The organism is Acinetobacter sp. YH12043 (genome assembly GCF_013419915.1).
Taxonomy (GTDB): Bacteria; Pseudomonadota; Gammaproteobacteria; order Pseudomonadales; family Moraxellaceae; genus Acinetobacter.
Window position 1 is genome coordinate 1 of sequence record NZ_VOZD01000024.1, and the last position, 18,957, is coordinate 18,957.

21 protein-coding genes and 1 pseudogene are annotated in these 18,957 nt (G+C 43.0%); 6 read left to right on the forward strand and 16 right to left on the reverse strand.

Annotation, left to right across the window (positions count from 1 at the left end; all coding sequences use genetic code 11):
- Nucleotides 1-207, forward strand: a pseudogene (locus FTU01_RS11775) (IS4 family transposase); the annotation flags it as partial.
- A gap of 57 nt (nt 208-264) precedes the next feature.
- Here the strand turns inward: FTU01_RS11775 and tsaD are convergent.
- Nucleotides 265-1,281, reverse strand: coding sequence for a tRNA (adenosine(37)-N6)-threonylcarbamoyltransferase complex transferase subunit TsaD (tsaD, locus tag FTU01_RS11780; protein WP_159123897.1), 1,017 nt, complete (start codon nt 1,279-1,281; stop codon nt 265-267).
- Between the two features lie 146 nt (nt 1,282-1,427).
- On the opposite strand from tsaD, the gene rpsU reads away from it, so the two are divergent.
- Both rpsU and FTU01_RS11790 read left to right on the forward strand, forming a co-directional pair.
- Nucleotides 1,428-1,643 carry a 30S ribosomal protein S21 gene (gene rpsU / locus FTU01_RS11785; protein WP_001136722.1) on the forward strand — a complete coding sequence of 72 codons (216 nt, stop codon included), beginning with the start codon at nt 1,428-1,430 and terminating at the stop codon, nt 1,641-1,643.
- A gap of 33 nt (nt 1,644-1,676) precedes the next feature.
- Nucleotides 1,677-2,123: a GatB/YqeY domain-containing protein gene (locus FTU01_RS11790; protein WP_180139230.1), complete on the forward strand. Its 447-nt coding sequence runs from the start codon at nt 1,677-1,679 to the stop codon at nt 2,121-2,123.
- Nucleotides 2,124-2,203: 80 nt separating this feature from the next.
- Here the strand turns inward: FTU01_RS11790 and FTU01_RS11795 are convergent, their stop codons facing one another.
- The 13 genes from FTU01_RS11795 to FTU01_RS11855 all read right to left on the reverse strand — a co-directional run bounded on the left by FTU01_RS11795 (nt 2,204) and on the right by FTU01_RS11855 (nt 15,138).
- Nucleotides 2,204-2,563, reverse strand: a complete 360-nt coding sequence (locus FTU01_RS11795) for a hypothetical protein (RefSeq protein WP_004782434.1) — start codon at nt 2,561-2,563, stop codon at nt 2,204-2,206.
- A 101-nt stretch (nt 2,564-2,664) separates the two neighbouring features.
- Nucleotides 2,665-4,107: a M48 family metalloprotease gene (locus tag FTU01_RS11800; RefSeq protein ID WP_180139233.1), complete on the reverse strand. Its 1,443-nt coding sequence runs from the start codon at nt 4,105-4,107 to the stop codon at nt 2,665-2,667.
- Between the two features lie 85 nt (nt 4,108-4,192).
- Nucleotides 4,193-5,173, reverse strand: coding sequence for a D-glycerate dehydrogenase (locus FTU01_RS11805; RefSeq protein ID WP_180139236.1), 981 nt, complete (start codon nt 5,171-5,173; stop codon nt 4,193-4,195).
- Nucleotides 5,174-5,195: 22 nt separating this feature from the next.
- Nucleotides 5,196-5,843: a hypothetical protein gene (locus FTU01_RS11810; RefSeq protein WP_166138416.1), complete on the reverse strand. Its 648-nt coding sequence runs from the start codon at nt 5,841-5,843 to the stop codon at nt 5,196-5,198.
- Nucleotides 5,844-6,052: 209 nt separating this feature from the next.
- Complete coding sequence (locus FTU01_RS11815; RefSeq protein WP_180139239.1) at nt 6,053-7,942, reverse strand: M48 family metalloprotease; 1,890 nt, start codon at nt 7,940-7,942, stop codon at nt 6,053-6,055.
- A 91-nt stretch (nt 7,943-8,033) separates the two neighbouring features.
- On the reverse strand, nt 8,034-9,569 hold the full coding sequence (gene purF, locus FTU01_RS11820; RefSeq protein WP_004782444.1) for an amidophosphoribosyltransferase: 1,536 nt from the start codon (nt 9,567-9,569) through the stop codon (nt 8,034-8,036).
- 24 nt (nt 9,570-9,593) lie between these two features.
- Nucleotides 9,594-10,175 carry a CvpA family protein gene (locus tag FTU01_RS11825; RefSeq protein ID WP_005235088.1) on the reverse strand — a complete coding sequence of 194 codons (582 nt, stop codon included), beginning with the start codon at nt 10,173-10,175 and terminating at the stop codon, nt 9,594-9,596.
- A gap of 5 nt (nt 10,176-10,180) precedes the next feature.
- Nucleotides 10,181-11,182 carry a quinone-dependent dihydroorotate dehydrogenase gene (locus tag FTU01_RS11830; protein WP_005235085.1) on the reverse strand — a complete coding sequence of 334 codons (1,002 nt, stop codon included), beginning with the start codon at nt 11,180-11,182 and terminating at the stop codon, nt 10,181-10,183.
- Nucleotides 11,183-11,272: 90 nt separating this feature from the next.
- Nucleotides 11,273-11,752: a type II secretion system protein GspM gene (gene gspM, locus FTU01_RS11835; RefSeq protein WP_004782448.1), complete on the reverse strand. Its 480-nt coding sequence runs from the start codon at nt 11,750-11,752 to the stop codon at nt 11,273-11,275.
- Complete coding sequence (gspL, locus tag FTU01_RS11840) at nt 11,752-12,894, reverse strand: type II secretion system protein GspL (RefSeq protein WP_180139242.1); 1,143 nt, start codon at nt 12,892-12,894, stop codon at nt 11,752-11,754. Before gspL ends, gspM begins: the two co-directional genes overlap by 1 nt.
- Nucleotides 12,895-12,923: 29 nt before the next feature.
- Nucleotides 12,924-13,379 (reverse strand): phosphohistidine phosphatase SixA, encoded by a 456-nt coding sequence (gene sixA, locus FTU01_RS11845; RefSeq protein WP_004782452.1) that lies wholly within the window; start codon nt 13,377-13,379, stop codon nt 12,924-12,926.
- Nucleotides 13,380-13,452: 73 nt separating this feature from the next.
- On the reverse strand, nt 13,453-14,526 hold the full coding sequence (locus FTU01_RS11850) for an NAD(P)H-dependent glycerol-3-phosphate dehydrogenase (protein ID WP_180139246.1): 1,074 nt from the start codon (nt 14,524-14,526) through the stop codon (nt 13,453-13,455).
- A 33-nt stretch (nt 14,527-14,559) separates the two neighbouring features.
- The gene (locus FTU01_RS11855; protein ID WP_034169994.1) at nt 14,560-15,138 is read right to left on the reverse strand and encodes a nitroreductase family protein; all 579 of its coding nucleotides are present in this window, start codon (nt 15,136-15,138) and stop codon (nt 14,560-14,562) included.
- 265 nt (nt 15,139-15,403) lie between these two features.
- Between FTU01_RS11855 and FTU01_RS11860 the strand changes: the two genes are divergently transcribed.
- Nucleotides 15,404-15,781: a hypothetical protein gene (locus FTU01_RS11860; protein WP_171505595.1), complete on the forward strand. Its 378-nt coding sequence runs from the start codon at nt 15,404-15,406 to the stop codon at nt 15,779-15,781.
- A gap of 60 nt (nt 15,782-15,841) precedes the next feature.
- Here FTU01_RS11860 and rhlB read toward each other — a convergent pair whose 3' ends face one another.
- Both rhlB and FTU01_RS11870 read right to left on the reverse strand, forming a co-directional pair.
- Nucleotides 15,842-16,993 carry an ATP-dependent RNA helicase RhlB gene (gene rhlB / locus FTU01_RS11865; RefSeq protein WP_004782458.1) on the reverse strand — a complete coding sequence of 384 codons (1,152 nt, stop codon included), beginning with the start codon at nt 16,991-16,993 and terminating at the stop codon, nt 15,842-15,844.
- A 96-nt stretch (nt 16,994-17,089) separates the two neighbouring features.
- On the reverse strand, nt 17,090-17,305 hold the full coding sequence (locus tag FTU01_RS11870; RefSeq protein WP_004782461.1) for a cold-shock protein: 216 nt from the start codon (nt 17,303-17,305) through the stop codon (nt 17,090-17,092).
- A gap of 381 nt (nt 17,306-17,686) precedes the next feature.
- On the opposite strand from FTU01_RS11870, the gene FTU01_RS11875 reads away from it, so the two are divergent.
- The gene (locus FTU01_RS11875; RefSeq protein ID WP_180070270.1) at nt 17,687-17,920 is read left to right on the forward strand and encodes a sulfurtransferase TusA family protein; all 234 of its coding nucleotides are present in this window, start codon (nt 17,687-17,689) and stop codon (nt 17,918-17,920) included.
- 141 nt (nt 17,921-18,061) lie between these two features.
- Complete coding sequence (gene rpoH / locus FTU01_RS11880; RefSeq protein WP_004782464.1) at nt 18,062-18,931, forward strand: RNA polymerase sigma factor RpoH; 870 nt, start codon at nt 18,062-18,064, stop codon at nt 18,929-18,931.
- The last annotated feature ends 26 nt before the right edge of the window (nt 18,932-18,957 follow it).

Below are 18,957 nucleotides of genomic sequence, written 5' to 3' on the forward strand. Positions count from 1 at the left end.
GCAATTCAGACACAAATCTGGATTGCGATGATCGCCTATTTATTGGTGAGTTTCGCTCAACATTTAGGAAAAACAGGTTGGACAGTTCAACGTTTACTCAGAATAATTCAAGTGAATTTGTTTGAAAGAAGAACTTTAAAAGCTTTATTTTCACCCGATAAAATACCCATAAAACAAGAGGAAGTTCATTTGAGCTTCCTCTTGTGAAAAATTGTGGGACAGCAATGGGCTTAAGGCCCCTTTTCTTCATCCTGAATCTTTAAATCAAGCTTCGGCTGGATTCGTCAATTCTGTCATTGGCCAACGTGGAGTTGTGGTCACCGCCAAGCCATCTTGTTGTCCTGCTTTTAGACGTTGATAACCCGCAAAGGCAATCATCGCACCATTATCGGTACACAGTGCAGGTTCTGCATAGTACACGGTGGCTTTGATTTTCGCCAAATCAGCTTCCAGGCGTTCACGTAAACGCTTGTTGGCACTTACACCACCTGCAATCACCAGACGTTTTAAGCCAGTCTGTTTCAATGCCTTCACTGATTTTTTCACCAGTGTATCGACAATGGCTTCCTGGAAGCTCGCAGCGATATCTGCATCACGTCTTTCTTCACCGAGTTTCTTCATTTGAACAGAAACTGCAGTTTTTAAACCACTGAATGAAAACTCCAAACCTTGATGCAGCATTGGACGTGGGAAAGCAAAGGCGTTCGGATCGCCCTGCTCAGCTAGTCTGGAAATATTCGGGCCGCCCGGATATGGCAGACCCATCATTTTCGCAACTTTATCAAATGCTTCACCCGCCGCATCATCAATCGATTCACCGAGTAATTCATATTGTCCAATGCCATAAGCGGCCATGAGCTGTGAGTGACCACCAGACACCAGTAATGCCACAAATGGAAATTCTGGTGGCGTTTTAGAAAGTAATGGTGCCAGCATATGACCTTCCATATGGTGCACACCAATTGCCGGTTTATTTAAGGCAAAGGCCAAAGTCCGACCAAACAGTGCGCCAGTCATTAACGCGCCCATCAGGCCCGGACCACGGGTATAAGCCACCGCATCAATTTCAGTTTTTTTTATGCCACTTTGTTCAAGCAGTTCATTCAATAAGGGAATGAGTTTACGCACATGGTCGCGCGAAGCCAGTTCTGGTACGACGCCGCCATATTCAGCATGCAGTTTAATCTGGCTGTACAGCACCTGTCCGCGCAAACCCAACTCGCTGTCATACAGCGCAAGTCCTGTTTCATCACACGACGTTTCCAAGCCTAAAACGATCATTAAACTGCCTATAACCTGTATCAAATCTATTGCAGCAACTATTATAGACTTGTGATATGAGATGTAAATGAGTAAAATACTGACCTTCACTTGTGATCGAGGGCAATTCGGCCCTGATCTTATCCATAACTTAATGAGGATTCTTCATGCCACAAGTTAAATTGAAAGAAGGCGAACCAGTAGACGTAGCTATCCGTCGTTTCAAACGTTCATGCGAAAAAGCGGGTGTTCTTGCTGACGTTCGTAAACGTGAATTCTACGAAAAACCAACTCAAGAACGTAAACGTAAAAAAGCTGCTGCTGTTAAACGCTACCAAAAGAAATTGGCGCGTGAATCAGTACGTACTACTCGCCTTTACTAAGATTAATTTGTGATTGACTGCTTGGAATAAATAATGACTACTTTAAAAAACCAGATTACTGACGTATTGAAAGCCACCATGCGTGCCAAAGATATGTCAAAGTTGACGGTCATTCGTAGTCTGCAAGCAGCAATTAAGCAAATCGAAGTCGATGAGCGTAAAGAACTTGACGACGCTCAAGTTCTTGCGGTCATTGAAAAGCAAATTAAACAACGTAAAGAATCGATCAAAGCCTTTGAAGGCGCTGGTCGAGGTGATTTAGCTAGTAAGGAACAAGCCGAAGTTGAGGTTCTCTCTCAATTTCTACCAGAAGCTATGACTGAGGAAGAACTTGATTCCCTGATTGCGCAAATAATTGAAGCGCAACAAGCTACTAGCATGAAAGATATGGGTAAGGTGATGAATTCTCTGCGTCCGCTCATAGCCGGGCGCGCCGATCCTGCACAAGTTTCAGCAAAAATTAAAGCAAAACTTGCTTAATTCCCCCATTATATTTCAAATCTAAATCTGCGTTGAACTGCCTCCATTCCGGACAGTTCTCAGCATTTTCTTATTTATTCTTACTGTAAATTACAATCCACATTATAACGTTTCAGCAACTGCATCTCTTTTGAAGATTTTACCTGCAGTATGACATCCTGCTTGCCTACATTTTGATACTGACGATCCAGATAAGCCCGGTTCTGGTCTGCCGCTTTATATAAACGATCCACATAGCGCTGCACAATCGCGCAAAACTGCTGATTCTGCGATGCGCTAAAACCCTGCTGCTGTGGATTTAAACCTTTTAAAAACTGGCGTGATTCTTTTTGATAATCAGCATTAATCTGCTCAACGGACTGTACGTATTCTGCTGCACTAGCCGCCAATACATTACCGCCGTACCCCAATATCAATAAACCCAATAATATTTTTTTCATAAAATAATTAAAATAGACAACTTAGCTTTGCCCGGATTGTAGCGTGATTTAGTGAACTTCGGCTATATCTACTGAAGCTAAAAATCATTAGAAAAATAGACTTAAATTTTAAACTGTCGCGTTTGCTGCATCTGTTTTAAACGCTGGCCAATCGTTGCCGATAAAGACTGATTGCCTTTGCTGATGCGTTGAGCATGTATTAAGGACTTAATCGCAGTTTCTTCATAGCCTGACCAGTACTCCACTTCAGCCCGATAACGCAAGACATTCGCGGCTTTTATCGATGAATCAGGTGCTGCATTCGCTGCCAGTTGCATTAATCTCCAGCCACTAACATCACGGGTATTGCTATTTAAAAAGCGCTGCACAATCGTTCTGGCCTGATCAGGCTGTTTAGCACGAATCAGGGTTTCAGCATATTTATAATTTAAAGCACGGTTTTCCGGCATGATCCGTGCGGCTGAACTAATGCTTTTTAGCGCATTATCCAGCTGATTTTGCCCCAGATAAATATCAGTCTGAAATAACACCTGCAAAGGATGCATTTTATTGTGCTTTTTGGCTTGATCCAGTGCGGTTTGTGCCGCCTGAAAATCTCCCTGTTGAAGCTGATAAGCCGTTAAAGCCAGCTGACCAGGAAAATCATTACGTTGCACCATTAAGTTGAGCTGTTGTTCAGTAGTCTGACGTGACAGTACCCGTGTATACCATTTAATGATTTCAAAATCCTGATCATTTAAATTACGCTTAACCGCAGGCAGCTGATTGGCGCGCAAACGTGCTTCACTCATACGCTCAGTAGTTAGAGGATGCGTCAGCCAGAAATCAGGCATAAAGCTTAAACGGCTAGTGGAACGATGCATCACTTCAAAGAAATCCGCCATACTGTGCGGACTGTATCCGGCAGCATACATATATTGCATTCCGATCCGGTCCGCCTCACGTTCCTGATTACGGCTATAAGTTAATTGCTGATCCAGTAGTGCTGCCTGAGAACCCATCATCACTGCTGCACCGGCATCACCATCTGCCTGTGAAGCGACTAATGCACCCACCAGAATCCCTGCTAGGGCCAACAGTCCTTGTCCTTTAAAGGTTTCTTGCGAACGACTGTAATGACGTTGTGTGACATGTGCAATTTCATGTGCCATCACCCCTGCCACTTCATCCGTATTTCGAGCAGAATTAATCAAACCCGCATTTAGGGCAAATAACCCACCGGGTACTGCAAAAGCATTAATTTGCGGATCATTGATTAGCATTAAACCAATCGGTTGCTGTAATTTGGTCTGACTGAGAATATGGGAAAATACGGAAAGCAACTGATCTTCAAGCCATGGATTCTGAATCACAGGCATTTGTTTCTGGACTTGACGATAGACCTTTTCGCCGATCATTTGTTCTTTTTGCTGATCGATCAATCCGACGCCCGCACCAATATCCGGTACAGAAAATTGTGCAGCAGGCTGATTAAAATAATTATTATCACTATGTCCTGCCGTTGCACACAGACCTAACCCGCACGCCAATACCAAACGTTTCAATGAAAAATCTCTAAAATTCAGTTTCAACCTGTTTCGAATATAGCATCGAAAAATGAGCATTGATGCAGGAAAATGTTATTTAATATTACTTAGATGAACCAATCACTTGAGGATTCACCACATAGCGTGGCACCCGCCCTTCAAGTACATCAACCAGATTCTGATAAGCCAGCTCAGCCATTTTTCGACGTGTCGCCACTGTGGCCGAACCGACATGGGGCAAGGTAATGACATTATCCAGTTCAAATAATTCTGATTCTTTTAAAGGCTCTTTCTCATAAACATCCAGACCCGCAGCAAAGATTTGGTTGGCTTTTAAAGCTTCGATCAAAGCCTGCTCATCAATCACAGGCCCACGGGAGATATTCACCAGCACCGCATGTGGCTGCATTTGTGCCAGTTGTTCGGCTCCAATCAGAGCTTTTGATTCAGCATTTAAATCCACGGTAACCACCACGAAATCTGAACGCTGCAAAAGCTCATTCAGAGAGCAATACTGTGCACTGAGGCCTTGAGCCAATTCCGGTTTTTCATGGCGATTATGGTACAAGATATTCATATTGAAACCGTAAAATCCACGGCGTGCAACTGCTGCCCCAATATGCCCTAGCCCGATTATCCCCAGCGTTTTTCCGAAAATATCCATACCAAACTGTGCTTCACGTGTCGTGCGGTGCCATTGTCCCTGTTTGGTCCAGTGATCCAGATAAGCCACTTTGCGTGCAGCTGCCATTAACAGTGTGAATCCCAGATCTGCCGTGGTTTCAGTCAAGACATGTGGAGTATTGGTCAGATAGATATTTTTTTCATTCAGATAATCAACTTCATAGTTGTCATACCCTACACTGACACTAGAAATGATTTTAAGTCGGGTTGCTGGTGCCAGATTATCGCAATTGAGCAGTCGGCCTGCCCCAATCATGCCATCGGCATCGCGCACATGTTCCAGCAACTGTTCATGTACATTGCCCAGTTTCGGCTGTAAAGTTACTACATTAAAATTTTGTTCGAGTTTTTTCTGGACATCCTGATCGATCTGGCTAAATACAATCACTTTTTGTTTCATATGTCCCTATTCCACATCAATATTATTCTGAGTTCTCTGGCCTGTTTTGCATAAACTGCCATAAGCGTTTTTTAAGTATGGGCTGATCCAGCATTTCCTGTAAAGATGCCAGTTGAATCATTTTATTATGTGTCACATGCGGAATAGAGCCAAGGGAAATGATATTTTTTTCCAGGCTCATCATGTCCAGAAAACCCTGAATATAAGATTCAACACCCCGGCCATCTTGCAGATTCACCCAAGGAAAGGGCCAGTTCAGTTCATAAAATTCACTTTGCAGAGCACGCTGGATATTGCTCCATAAATGCTGGGTTTGCTCGGTCATTTCTGTGGCATCGATGACAATCGTGCAATGTTCCAAGCTTAAAGCCTGCAAGTTGAATGGCGGAATATGCAGAATTTCCCGCTGTTCCTGAATTGATGCAACAATTACTGGTACTTCACTTTTAACTTCAGCTTTTGCTTCAACTGTAACAGGCTCAGGCGCAATTAAAGGAGCTTTTTCTACCGGAGCAATCTGAGTCGGTTGTGGCAGGATGATTTCGCTATGTAATTCTGCTGGGGCCTGATCACGCCAGATCGAAACCTGATGCTGCTGACATACGTCGCCCTTGGGAATCCAGATATCGATTCCTAATGTTGCCAGTATGTCACGCTGATGCCCAATCATCTTTTCTTCATCACCTATTTCAGGTTGAACATTTTAACGGGATTCGCTTTTCTTTGCCGAACTATTTCCAGCTTTTCACTCTCTATCTTGAGTCATTTTAACTCAAAATAGAAATCAGTTTATAAGATTACTTTTTTTCTACTGCAAGTTTGTTTATAGATCAGTTCTGGAAAGACTGGACTTAAATACATCTTATTAATTTAAAAATACTAGATAATCATCAAGCTGTTTTTCTTAAGCATTTGCTGGGTAATTTCATTGGATTCAAAGCCCAAGCGCCAGTATAAAAGCTCCATCACATCCAGCTCATCCTGAGTCATGATCCGGTCGCTCCAGAGGCAAACTTCTGCAATTCCTAACATGCTCAGACGATCACGCAATAACAATCCTGCAATATCATTTAAAATCTCAGCCAAATCAATCGGCTCATCTGAGATTTCACTATACAGATCAAGTTCTCTTGGGCTAAGAATACGATTTAAAATCTTTTCCCGAACCTCTAGCTGATTATCGCTGTTAATCTGCTGCACATGCAGCAAGGCATCAATCAGACGTACAATCTGTGGTTTGACTTCATCTAAAGACGTCGGTGTATGCATCGGCAGCAAATTCAGTTCATACTTCACCCGTTCTAGCAATAAGGCATCCAGCAAACCGATTTCACCATCTTCCTGAATAATCCTTGCCAGCTTCATTAAAAACTGCCGTGCCACCGTGGTTGGCATTCCACCAATATTTTTACAGGCTTGCTGGAAAATCGAGATATGTACCCGTCCATCCAGATTTAATAATGAATCAATAATCGCACGACTGACTTCTGCCTCGGTTGGAATAAACTCACGATATTGCCGGATCATCAGAATCGCGACCATCACCTCACGTGAACCGGTCGAAGTTTGCAAAGCACGCTCAATCAGTTCCGGACGCGACATATTGGCACGTAGTTCAGGATTCAATGGCTTGATGGCATCTTTAATGGCGAAGCTAATTGGGGACAAACGCAATAAAGGCAAAGGCTGTGGGGATTCCCAGACTGCTGTGCTTTCAGGCACGACATCTTCGAGTGAACGGAACAGACTAAACAAAGGCTGATTTTTTAATTTCTTCAGATTTTCAAGCTGCAAATCCTGAATCAAGGCAGGATTTAATTCATAAATACGCTGATTAATATTTGGATGAATATTCAGCCAGTTCTGTGGACTTAAAGAATTGGCAAAACACATATGCGAAATGGATTCGGCATATTCACTATAAATCTGTGAACCTGAATGATGCACATGAATGCGCAATAAAGTCTGAATATTGGCATCATTCTGAATCAGGCGTCGGGTTTTCTGATCATTTTTATAGGTACGTCCGCCCAATGAAATATATTTAATAAAACGCGTGATCAAAATACCCAAGCTGCCAATCAACCAGATGACTGCTCCGATTGAAACATAGAAAGTTTCAAACTTATTTTCGCGAGGTACATCATTTCGATAAAACCCCAACTTCGCAATCTTGCTGCCCCATTGGCTAAAAGTGGTCAGACTACTATATAGAATTTTCAGGCGGGTATTTTCAGCTGTTTCACCAGATAGAATCTTGTTAAATTCATGGCTAAGCAAGCCATAAAGTTCAATTTCATCTAGAGTCTGTAATGCACCCCAAGTCAGAATAATAGCGGTATCACGTGGACTGAAACCCGCTGTTAACGCATTGACCCCGACTTCATTCGGCAGGACATACATAGCTGGCGGTTCAATCAGGAACGTATCTGCCAGTTGAGTATTGATCCGTAGTGCAGCACTTTCTTCCGGGATACTTTCCATCTGGTTCAGTCGACGCGCGCCCATTTGCTGGGCTAAAGAATAGCCGCCGGCACGAAACGTATAAAATTCATAGATGACCGAAATAATCATCAAGAACAAAACCAGTGCTACCAGATAAGGACTAAGGACATGCCACCATATCGACTGGCCAGGATCAGCATAGAAAACAAACAGGCCAACCACTGTATTGATAATCAGAACTGTTAATAGTATCGCAATCAGACAAAAGCTGGCTAGCAATAGCATATTCTTGTTTTTGACCAAAGCATATCCTACGCTTTTCAATCTACCACCCTAACTGATCTGGTCTTTCCTTGGGCACATCATAAAACAAAAAAGCGGGAAATTCCCGCTTTTTCATCATGATTTTAATTGCTTAGACTTCGCGTACACCGGTCAGGTCAACTGATGCTGCATCAATATTCACATCAATAAAATTGTCGCCTTTTTTGGCGCCATCACTGCGTTTTTGCTCTAATTGATCGAGGTATTCAGCATTGATTCCACCTGCGACATACACACCATCAAATACAGAACAGTCAAATTCACGCAAATGAGGAACTTTTTTGGTACGTACTGCATCTTTCAGGTCTTCCAGATCTTGGAAAATCAGACGGTCAGCACCAATGATTTCACGGATTTCTTCTACACTGCGTTCAGAAGCGATCAGTTCAGATTTCGCCGGCATATCAATACCGTATACGTTTGGATATTTCACCATAGGTGCCGCAGAAGCGAAGAATACTTTTTTCGCACCCGCATCACGTGCCATCTGAATAATTTCATTACAAGTCGTACCACGCACAATCGAGTCATCGACCAGTAGAACGTTTTTGCCCTGGAACTCGAGCTCAACCGGGTTCAGTTTTTGACGTACTGATTTTTTACGCAGTTGCTGACCTGGCATAATGAAGGTACGACCGATATAACGGTTTTTCATGAAACCTTCACGGAATTTCACGCCTAGCATATTGGCTAATTCTAATGCCGAAGTACGCGAAGTATCCGGAATTGGAATCACCACATCGATGTCATGCTCATCGCCCCACTCGCGCAGGATTTTTTGTGCCAGTTTCTCACCCATTTTCAAACGGGCTTTATACACAGAGATCCCATCAATAGTTGCATCTGGACGAGCAAAGTACACATATTCAAAAATACATGGACGATATTCTGGATTCGCTGCACATTGCTGGGTAAAGAAGTTACCGTCAGAATCAATGAAAACTGCTTCACCTGGTTCGATATCACGTTCAACCTTAAAGCCTAGTGCCGTAATCGCTACAGATTCAGAAGCAATGATATATTCCATACCATTTTCTGTTTCGCGCGAACCGTAAATTAATGGACGGATACCGTTTGGATCACGGAAGCCTACCAGACCTTGACCGGTAATCATCGCAACAACGGCATATCCACCTTTACAACGCTCATGTACACGCGTTACAGCCTGAAAAATATCTTCAGAGGTAGGTACCAGCTTGCCACGTTTTTGTAATTCGTGCGCCAGTACGTTTAGTAGCACTTCTGAATCTGAATCAGTATTCATGTGACGCAGATCAGTTTTAAACAGGTCATCATGAATTTCTTCAGCATTGGTCAGGTTACCGTTATGCGCCAGCGTAATCCCATAAGGTGAGTTTACGTAGAATGGTTGCGCTTCGGCACTGCTTGAAGTACCCGCCGTTGGGTAACGCACATGACCAATACCATAATTACCCTGTAAAGCACGCATATGACGGGTATGGAATACATCACGGACCATACCGACATCTTTACGCAGGAACAGGCGGCCTTCCTGACAAGTCACAATCCCAGCTGCATCTTGTCCACGATGTTGTAACATCGTTAATGCATCAAACAACATTTGGTTAACAGGTGATTTACCAGCTATACCAACTACTCCACACATAGCAACCTCGCAGACAAGCTAGGATTAATAAAAAGGATTATTCGTTGACGCATCTGAACTCTTGGCCTTGGATGCCGGTTCAGATGAGGAATCTGAAGGTTTCTGTGCCCCTTCAGACTTGATATGTTGCAGGGCGCCATTTGCGGCTTCTTTGGAGAGCTCTGTTGCCCAAGGCGCATATGGCAATAAGACCTGTATAAATTTGGACTGCTTCCAGTGCGGCGAACTTTCCACCCAAGGGCCAATCCCCTGCATGGTAATCAGAACAATCAGCAAACCTTTCAGGCTGCCGAAAACACCCCCCGCAAGACGATTCAGCGGACCAAGTTTCAGGGTTTTTAAAATGCGGTTGAGCAGAAAGGTGACAATCCAGGTGAGTACCACAATCATCAGAACGATAAAGGCAAAGGCTGCAATCTTCTGTACCACTGGATCTGTACTGAGAGCAACCATTGAGGGCGCAAGTAGTGTTGAATATTTCGCCGCAATAATCAAGGCAAAAATCCATCCCACTAAGTTCGCAAAGGCTTTAATAAATCCTTGGCGCAAACCGTTGAGCCCTCCAATGAGCAAGATAATCAGTAGAAAGATATCAATGGCATTCATAGGATTTAAAGCGCGGCTACACAGTCTTTAACCAGTTCCGGCCCAGTATATATGAGGCCACTATAGACTTGTACAAGGCTTGCACCAGCTTTTTTCTTGGCCAGCGCATCCGCACCTGAAAGAATACCACCCACACCAATCAATGGAATTTGTCCCTTTAATTCCTCTGCAAATGCAGCCAGACATGCCGTGCTTTTCTCAAAGACTGGCGCGCCTGATAAACCGCCCGCTTCTTCTGCATGCTCCAGACCTTCCACACCTTCACGTGACAATGTGGTATTGGTCACGATCAGACCATCAATCTTGTATTGCAATAACTGCTTGGCAATAAAGGCAATATCTTCAGCTTCAAGATCCGGTGCAACTTTTAATACCAGAGGAACGTAATGCTGATGTTCCTGAGCCAGTTCCAGCTGACGATTCTTTAGCGTTTCCAGCAATTCAGTCAGTGCATCGCCACTTTGTAAACTGCGCAGGTTCTTGGTATTTGGAGAAGAAATATTAACGGTGATATAGGAAGCATAATTATAGACTTTTTCTAAACAAATAAGGTAATCATCTACTGCTTTTTCTACCGGAGTATCAGCGTTTTTACCGATATTGATTCCCAGTACACCTTTAAATTTTGCAGCTTTAACGTTTTCAATCAGTTTGTCCACACCATCATTATTAAAACCCATACGGTTAATAATCGCTTTGGCTTTCGGAAGACGGAATAAACGTGGATGAGGATTACCAGGTTGCGGGCGTGGAGTAATGGTACCAATTTCAATAAAACCAAAGCCTTGACTGGCCAAGGCATCAATATAGGCACCATTTTTATCTAACCCTGCTGCAAGACCGACCGGATTAGGAAATTCGATTCCCATACAGGTCACAGGTTTCACAGCAACATTTTGACGCATCATGCCCATTTTATGGGATGATTTTAATAGTGATAGTGTCAGCTCATGTGCACGCTCTGGTGCTAAAGAAAACAACAAAGGGCGGGCTAGAGAATACAACATATCTAGAAAAGTCTACTGCTTTTTAAGTCGGCATATTATAGGCATAGGCTGACAAAAAAACCATGCTTTGCAAATCTTTATTTTTACCAGTTATTGCACAGTCGCTGTTAATTTAATCTGCCCTGCTTCATTATTTAGTTCCATTTTCTCGATACTTAGCCCCATTTGTGCCAACTGTGTCAGGAAGTTGGCCAGCACAGAATAATTTTCATGAGACAGCATCAACTGAATTTTTCCATCCATTTGCTGTGATGCGACCGACAGCCCTTGTTGCTGAGCAATACGCTGCACTTTTTCTGCTGCATCTAATTGCAAGTCTCCTGCCGGCTTCATAGTAACAGCATTGCTTTGCATCCAGACCAGCGTATCTTTTAGATCATTTAAACGTTTCTGCTGGGTATCTGCTGCCTGATGCATTGCCCAGAGTGCACTCGCAACAGCGGTCACCAGCACAAAGATTGTGGTAAAGATTACCAGAATGCGTTCACGTGCTGACAAACGATCCAGATAATCGGTCAGTTTTTCAATTTGCAGATCCATGCGGTTCTGTAAGGTTTCAATAGCTTTCATTATTGTATTTTCACCAGTCCTACGGCGCCTGTTCCATTCGCCTGTATATTCCCCAATTCTACTTTAAAGCCCTGCTGCCCCAGTTGCTTGGTCAAAGTATTTAAACTTTCAGATGAATTGGACTGTAACTGCAGACTCAATCCAGACGGATCATAATTGACACGCTGTGCCACAATCTGGTTTTGCATCAACACCGGCCCGACTCGGCTAATGAGCTGCAAAGCCTGAGTATCCGCAGTCTGACTTTGACGAAGCTGGGCTTCAAACTGACTTTTAATATTCTGCTCAGTGACCGGATAATTTTGTCCGAACCAATATTTAAACTGGTCAATCGCCTGCATCGCAGTGGTATTGGCGACTTTTTTATATTGATACCAGCGCACCGCATCATAAGTAAACTGTAGTACTAAAATCCCAAGAAAAACCGCCGCACAGGCTTTCCAGTAACCGGAAACAGTATTATCCGATTTACCCTTTGGCAGGATATTAAATGGATGCTGTTTCGGTTTTTTTAGCATTGGCAACGTATATTGGAACGAGTTTAATTGTTCACGTGTTGCTACCGCTTCTAAACTGCTCATTTGTTCAGGGCTGAGATTGCTAACCTGATATTCCAGATCTTTGGGCTGAAAATCCAGATAAAGGCTCAAATCATCCACTGACTGGCCAATATATTCAGCTTCACGTACCAGCAGATGCCCACCAATTTGTGCAATAACGCGCTGCTGCGCATGTTCAGGTACTGGTAAGACCAGAAAGTCTGGCAATAATGCAGTGACTTTAACAGGAATCAGATTCAGGGCATGCTGCAAAGTTTCAACTGTAGAATTTGCAATCCCCATAATACTGATCTGGTCAGGCTGCTGAAAATGATGCAGCACTTTCATCGTATCGACAGGCAGTACCACATATTCTTCTAACAGATATTTGATGCCATCATTGCCCATTTTCTTGTATTGGCTCTTAGGCAAGGTCTGCTGCAAAATCTGCACATGACGACTTGGAAAAAAGACCGTCGCCTCTTCACCATGATAGGCCTGAATATCCTGAATCAGCTGCTCGAGTGTTGCAGCAGTGTTCCAGAACTCCCCCTTTGACCATTGCCAAACCCCATTGGCTTCCGGCATCCATAAATACAACATCGATTGTGTTCTACCGTTTTAATTGGTTTTTATACTGTTGGAATAAAGCTTTTAACTTGTGTTGATAGACCTGGTGCAATCACGGCCTGATCATAAATACGTGCTTCTGATAAATGGAATGGATGAAAAGACTCAGTCAACAGAATAGAGGCAATATGCGCCACAACATTCATATGACAAACCACCGCAATGGACTCATACGGCAGTTGTGACAACCATTCAACTGCAACTTTAGCATCATCATCAGGCTTGATAGTATTACAGATCACCACGGGTACATCTTTAAAATAGTGCTGTAAATGCGCCAGAGTTTCCTGCGCACGCAATAAAGGACTGACCACAAACACTTCCGGTTTAATGATGTCCTTTAAATACTGTGCTGTCTGTTCCGCCTGTTGATGCCCGCGCTCCGTTAGGGGACGCTTGGTATCATTCCCATTCACTGGTGGCGCGGCTTCGCCATGTCGCACTAAAGTCAGTTGCATCTTATTTCCCTATTTATTTGGTCACTACGATCATCAGTCAGCATCATAATCATCGCGCTTCCTGTGTTATAGATCAGACTTGATGATGTGGCAAGACAAATTCGACATCACTGCGATGACCATTTTTCATCAAGGATAGAGCGATCGTCAGCGGCGACGCTCCTTCAAAGATCACTTCATACAAAGCAGTTGTAATCGGCATATACACATCCAGCTCTTCTGAGCGTGCTTTTACCTGCACAATCGTGTTAATCCCTTCTGCCGTCTGCCCCAGTTCAGTCGTCGCCTGCTCTAGGGTTTTACCCTTACCTAATGCATAACCAACCTGATAGTTACGACTCAGCGGACTGTTACAAGTGGCAAATAGATCACCTACACCAGAAAGCCCCAAGAAAGTTAGCGGATTTGCACCCAGCTTGACTGCAAACCGACTCATTTCCGCTAGAGCACGGGTCAGAATCATACTCTTGGTATTCTCACCAACATTATAGGCAGCCGCCATCCCCATCGCGACCGCATAAATATTTTTCAGCGCACCGCCCAGTTCTACGCCATGTACATCATCACTGGCAAAAACACGGAATAATGCACTATGGAGTGCCTGTTGCACTGCATAACGTACCAGTTCAGATTCACTGGCAATCACCGTACCTGCCGGCTGACCTGCGACAATTTCTTTGGCCAGGTTTGGACCAGACAGCACACCATAAGGCACTTCCGGTAGTTCTTCACGAATGATGTCACTCATAAAGCTGAAGGTATTGGCCTCAATCCCTTTTGTCAGGGAAATCACGGCTTGAGATGTGATAAAAGGCTTGATCTGCTGCAACACATCACGAAAAGAATGACTTGGAATCGCGACTAGAATAATATCGCGATCACGAACAGCCTTCTCCAGATCGGACACAGCAAGCAGATTTTCTTCCAGCTTAAAATCCGGTAAATAGCGTTTATTGATATGTGTTACATTAATATCTTCAGCTACTTCCGGATCACGAATCCAGATCATGGTATCGCAGCCATTTCGAACCGCGGTATTGGCCATCGCAGTACCAAAACTACCACCGCCTAAAACTGTAATTCTTAAAGCCGTATTCTGGTTAACCGCCATCGGTTCAATCAAATCGGTAAAATTTAATTCTGACATCTTATTTTCTAATATCCTGTGTCTTGAAATGCCTTAGTTTTGATTCCAATAACTTACATAATTCTGGGTCTGGATTTCAGCACGTGGTGCAATCGCTTTTGCCGCCGTACCGATATAGATAATGCCAGAAACCAGATCATCCTTACCAATGCCGAGCGACTGCTTGAAAAATTTTGATTCTACTACTGCGCCACTACGCCACATAGTTGAAAAACCTTGAGCCTGCAAAGACAGCAAGAAGTTTTGAATAGCGGCACCTGAACTCAAAATCTGCTCAAAATGTGGCACTTTCGGATGATCCTGCAAACGGGTTAATGCCAGTACCAGCAAAGGTGCACGAAAAGGATGATTCTTGACCCGTTCAATCTGAGCTGATTCAGTTTGACCCAGATCTATCAGTGCTTGCGATAACAGTTCACCAAATGCTTCACGTTGCGCATCCGGGATGATCACAAAAGTGGTAGGTTTTAACCGGTGATGATCCGGTGCTGTCAAAGCAGCTTTAAATGCCATTTCTAACTGTTCTGCATTCGGCGCAGGTGCCAGCAAATGTCCTATTGATTGACGTTGGTGAATATTTTGATGAACGATGTCGACCACAGATTCCGTCATTGCTTTATAGATCTATAACTTAAAAACTACGGTCAAGATTAGCATATTACACTAGTAATACTCTAGAAACTTGCAAATACCTCTACCTTGAAAATATTTAAGGAAGATTACAATATTTTCTATGGAATCAATAAAAGGTCTCTTTCATTCACTTTTCTCTCATAGAGCAACATCAAAAATTGCCAAACTTATACAACAGCTCCTAATTCTGTGCTTTTTACTGTGTTTCAATATTCCCAGTTCTGTTTTCAAGCGAGATTTTATGATGAAAAAAACAATTGCGATCAGCGGATTAGCAGCTTCAGCTCTACTTTTAACTGCCTGTGCATCTAACCCGACTTCAGTGGCGGTTCAAAAGGAAAATAATCAGTTTGAAGTAACAGGATTAGGTAAAAACCAGTTAACCTCTAAAAATAATGCAGTGAATGCCGCCAGCAAAACCTGTGGCTCCAAAGCAACTGCGATTATTCTGGATGAAAAAACTTCTTATAATGGTGCACTAAAAGGTGTAGTCGATGAACAGACCGGACAAATGATTCAGGCTGCTGCGACTGTATTAGGCAATATTGCCGGCACCAACACCGGATTGAACCAGAATGATGATTATCAGACTGTTTTAACGTTCCGCTGTGAAGCAAAATAAGCTTCAACATGTGCAGTAATAAAAAACCGCTCTTTAAGAGCGGTTTTTTTGCAGTTTAGATTAGCAATAGCCTTCCAAACGGGTCAGCGGTAATTTTTGTCCAATCGCTTTTTCAATCTCTGGCAAATAGAACGCATCATCTTCCGCCAGGAAACTGATACTTACACCACGCGTTCCCGCACGACCGGTACGACCAATACGGTGTACATAATCATCGGACTGTTCAGGTAAAGTGAAGTTAATCACATGAGATACGCCATCCACATGAATACCACGACCGGCAACGTCTGTCGCAATCATGATGTTATGTTTACCATTTTTGAACTGGTCTAACATTTTTAAGCGTTTGTCTTGGGCAATTTCACCTGACAGCATTACCACCTTATAACCATCACGTTTTAAATGATCATATAGCTTACGTACCTGATCACGACGGTTAGCGAAAATCATGACCTTTTCAATCGGCTCATCACGCAGAATGTCTTGCAGCAACTTATATTTGTCTGCTTTCGCCACCATATACACACGCTGTTCTACGTCGGCATTGGTTTTTTTCTCTGGCTCAATTTCGACAGTGACCGGTTCAAATAACCATTGCTGTGCCAGATTCAAGACATCATAGCTAAAAGTTGCAGAGAACATCAGCGTCTGACGCTGCTCTTTGCGTGGCGAGAAACGCACAATACGTTTTACTGATGGAATAAAACCCATATCCAGTAGACGGTCAGCTTCATCAATCACCAGGAATTCAATCTGGTCTAGCCAGACTTCTTTTTGCTCGACAAAATCAATCAGACGCCCTGGAGTAGCAACCATGATATCCACTGGCGCTTTATCCAATTGAGCTTTCTGCTTGTCAAAATCTACACCACCTAGAAGTGTTACGACACTCAGGTCAGTAAACTTGGTCAGCTCATGTGCATCGCTTTCAATCTGTAATGCCAGCTCACGAGTCGGTGCCAAAATCAGAGCACGCGGTTCACCACGATAACGCTGTTCTTTTACCGGATTATTCAGCAAGTCATTAATCACGCTAATCAGGAATGCGGCTGTTTTACCCGTACCCGTTTGTGCACGACCAATAGCATCATGTCCTGCCAAGGTGAATTTTAAAACCTTCTGCTGAATCGGCGTCATGGAAGTAAAGCCTAAAGCATCAATTGCCTTTTTCAGTTGGGGATGTAAATTTAAGGTTTCAAAACCAGATGACATAAAGCGCTGCTCTAATTTGATAATCACTAAGATGGAATAGTATAAACAAAAAACGCCCCAATTTATATTGGGGCGTTTATTAGCTTAATCCGAAGATTAGTCTAATGGTTGAACTTCTTCAGCTTGGAAGCCTTTTTGGCCTTTAACTACACTGAATTCAACACGTTGGCCGTCACGAAGTGAACGGTGGCCTTCGCCTTGGATTGCACGGAAATGAACGAATACGTCATCACCGCCGTTGCGTTGAATAAAGCCGAAGCCTTTAGTGTCGTTGAACCATTTAACTACGCCTTGTTCACGAGCAGCTGTCATAAGTTAATCCTCATTGATACTAAAAAAAGGACCACCCGGTGTTGCAAACAGCAGAGCAAACAAGTTTGAAAATATTATTTTTAAGCTTGTAATCATTCTGTAAAACTATTAACAAAATCCCGGTTACATCCATTGTGTATAGGGCGAAAAACAATCAATTTGTTTATCTGAAATCCTAAATACGCAACGAGCTTAACATGGGTTTATGACAATTAATAGATATTTTTTAGCTTTGTTCCTTTTGATTTAGTTATTTTTTTCACAATATATATCAGAAAAATTATATATATTATTTCATGTAACTTTTTAGCTAAATAGTTGGGTTTTGGCATCCTATTTGCTAATATTTATAGCCTTTTTTGCGATATGAATAAAACGGAAATGAGTGATAACCACGGTCAAGCGCATATTATTGATGCCATGGGTAAACCCTGTCCGATGCCGCTCCTGATGTTAAAGCGTGCATTAAAAGCAGATCAGGGCAAAACATTCTTGTTAAAGTCATCAGATCCATATAGTCAAACTGATGTTACACGGTATTGCCAAATGCATCAGTTAAAATGCGAATCTCAACAGATTTCTACGACCGAGTATCACTACCTGATTGAATCTTAAAAATTTTCAATTAAACTGGATGCTCTCCATACTCGTATAAAAGTTTACATTTCTCTACCCAAATATCCATTATTTGAGGAGAGTTTGGATTAAGATAAAACCTAGTTAAGGGTTAAATCCCCCGCACTTCAAGGAGAACACATGAGTGACAGCCGCAATCAATTGATGCCCCTGTCATTATCGGCGCCAGGTGTCAATCTTGGTGCTTATATTAGCACTGTCAATCAAATTCCTATTTTGACGGCCGAACAAGAAAAAGAGTTGGCCGAACGCTATTACTACGACCAGGACCTGGACGCAGCAAAAATGCTGGTCATGTCTCATTTGCGTTTCGTGGTACATATTGCACGTAGTTATGCAGGTTATGGCCTGCCTCAAGGTGACTTGATCCAGGAAGGCAACCTTGGCCTGATGAAAGCCGTTAAGCGTTTTGACCCGAGTATGGGCGTACGTCTGGTGTCATTTGCGGTGCACTGGATCAAAGCTGAAATTCATGAATATGTAATTCGTAACTGGCGTATTGTCAAAATTGCGACCACTAAAGCGCAGCGTAAACTGTTCTTCAATTTACGTAGTCTGAAAAAGTCTTCTAAAAAGTTAACGCTTGAAGAAGCTCAGTCGATTGCCAATGACCTGAATGTAACACCAGAACAGGTGTTGGAAATGGAAGGCCGATTGACGGCTTATGATGCAGCATTTGAAGCATCAGGTGACGATGATGACGAAAATTCAACTCACGTTGCTCCAGCACTATATCTGGAAGACAACCGTTATGACCCGGCACGTCTGATTGAAAATGAAGACTATGAGGAACAAAGCACCTCTGCCCTGCATGAAGCGATGGAACAGTTAGATGACCGTTCCCGTAATATCTTGCAGCGTCGCTGGCTGGATGATGAAAAATCAACCTTGCATGAACTGGCAGCTGAATATAATGTTTCCGCCGAACGTATCCGTCAGCTTGAAAAGAATGCAATGGAAAAGATTAAAGTAGCAATGTCTTCAAACTGATGTATTGAATTAATAGACTACTAATC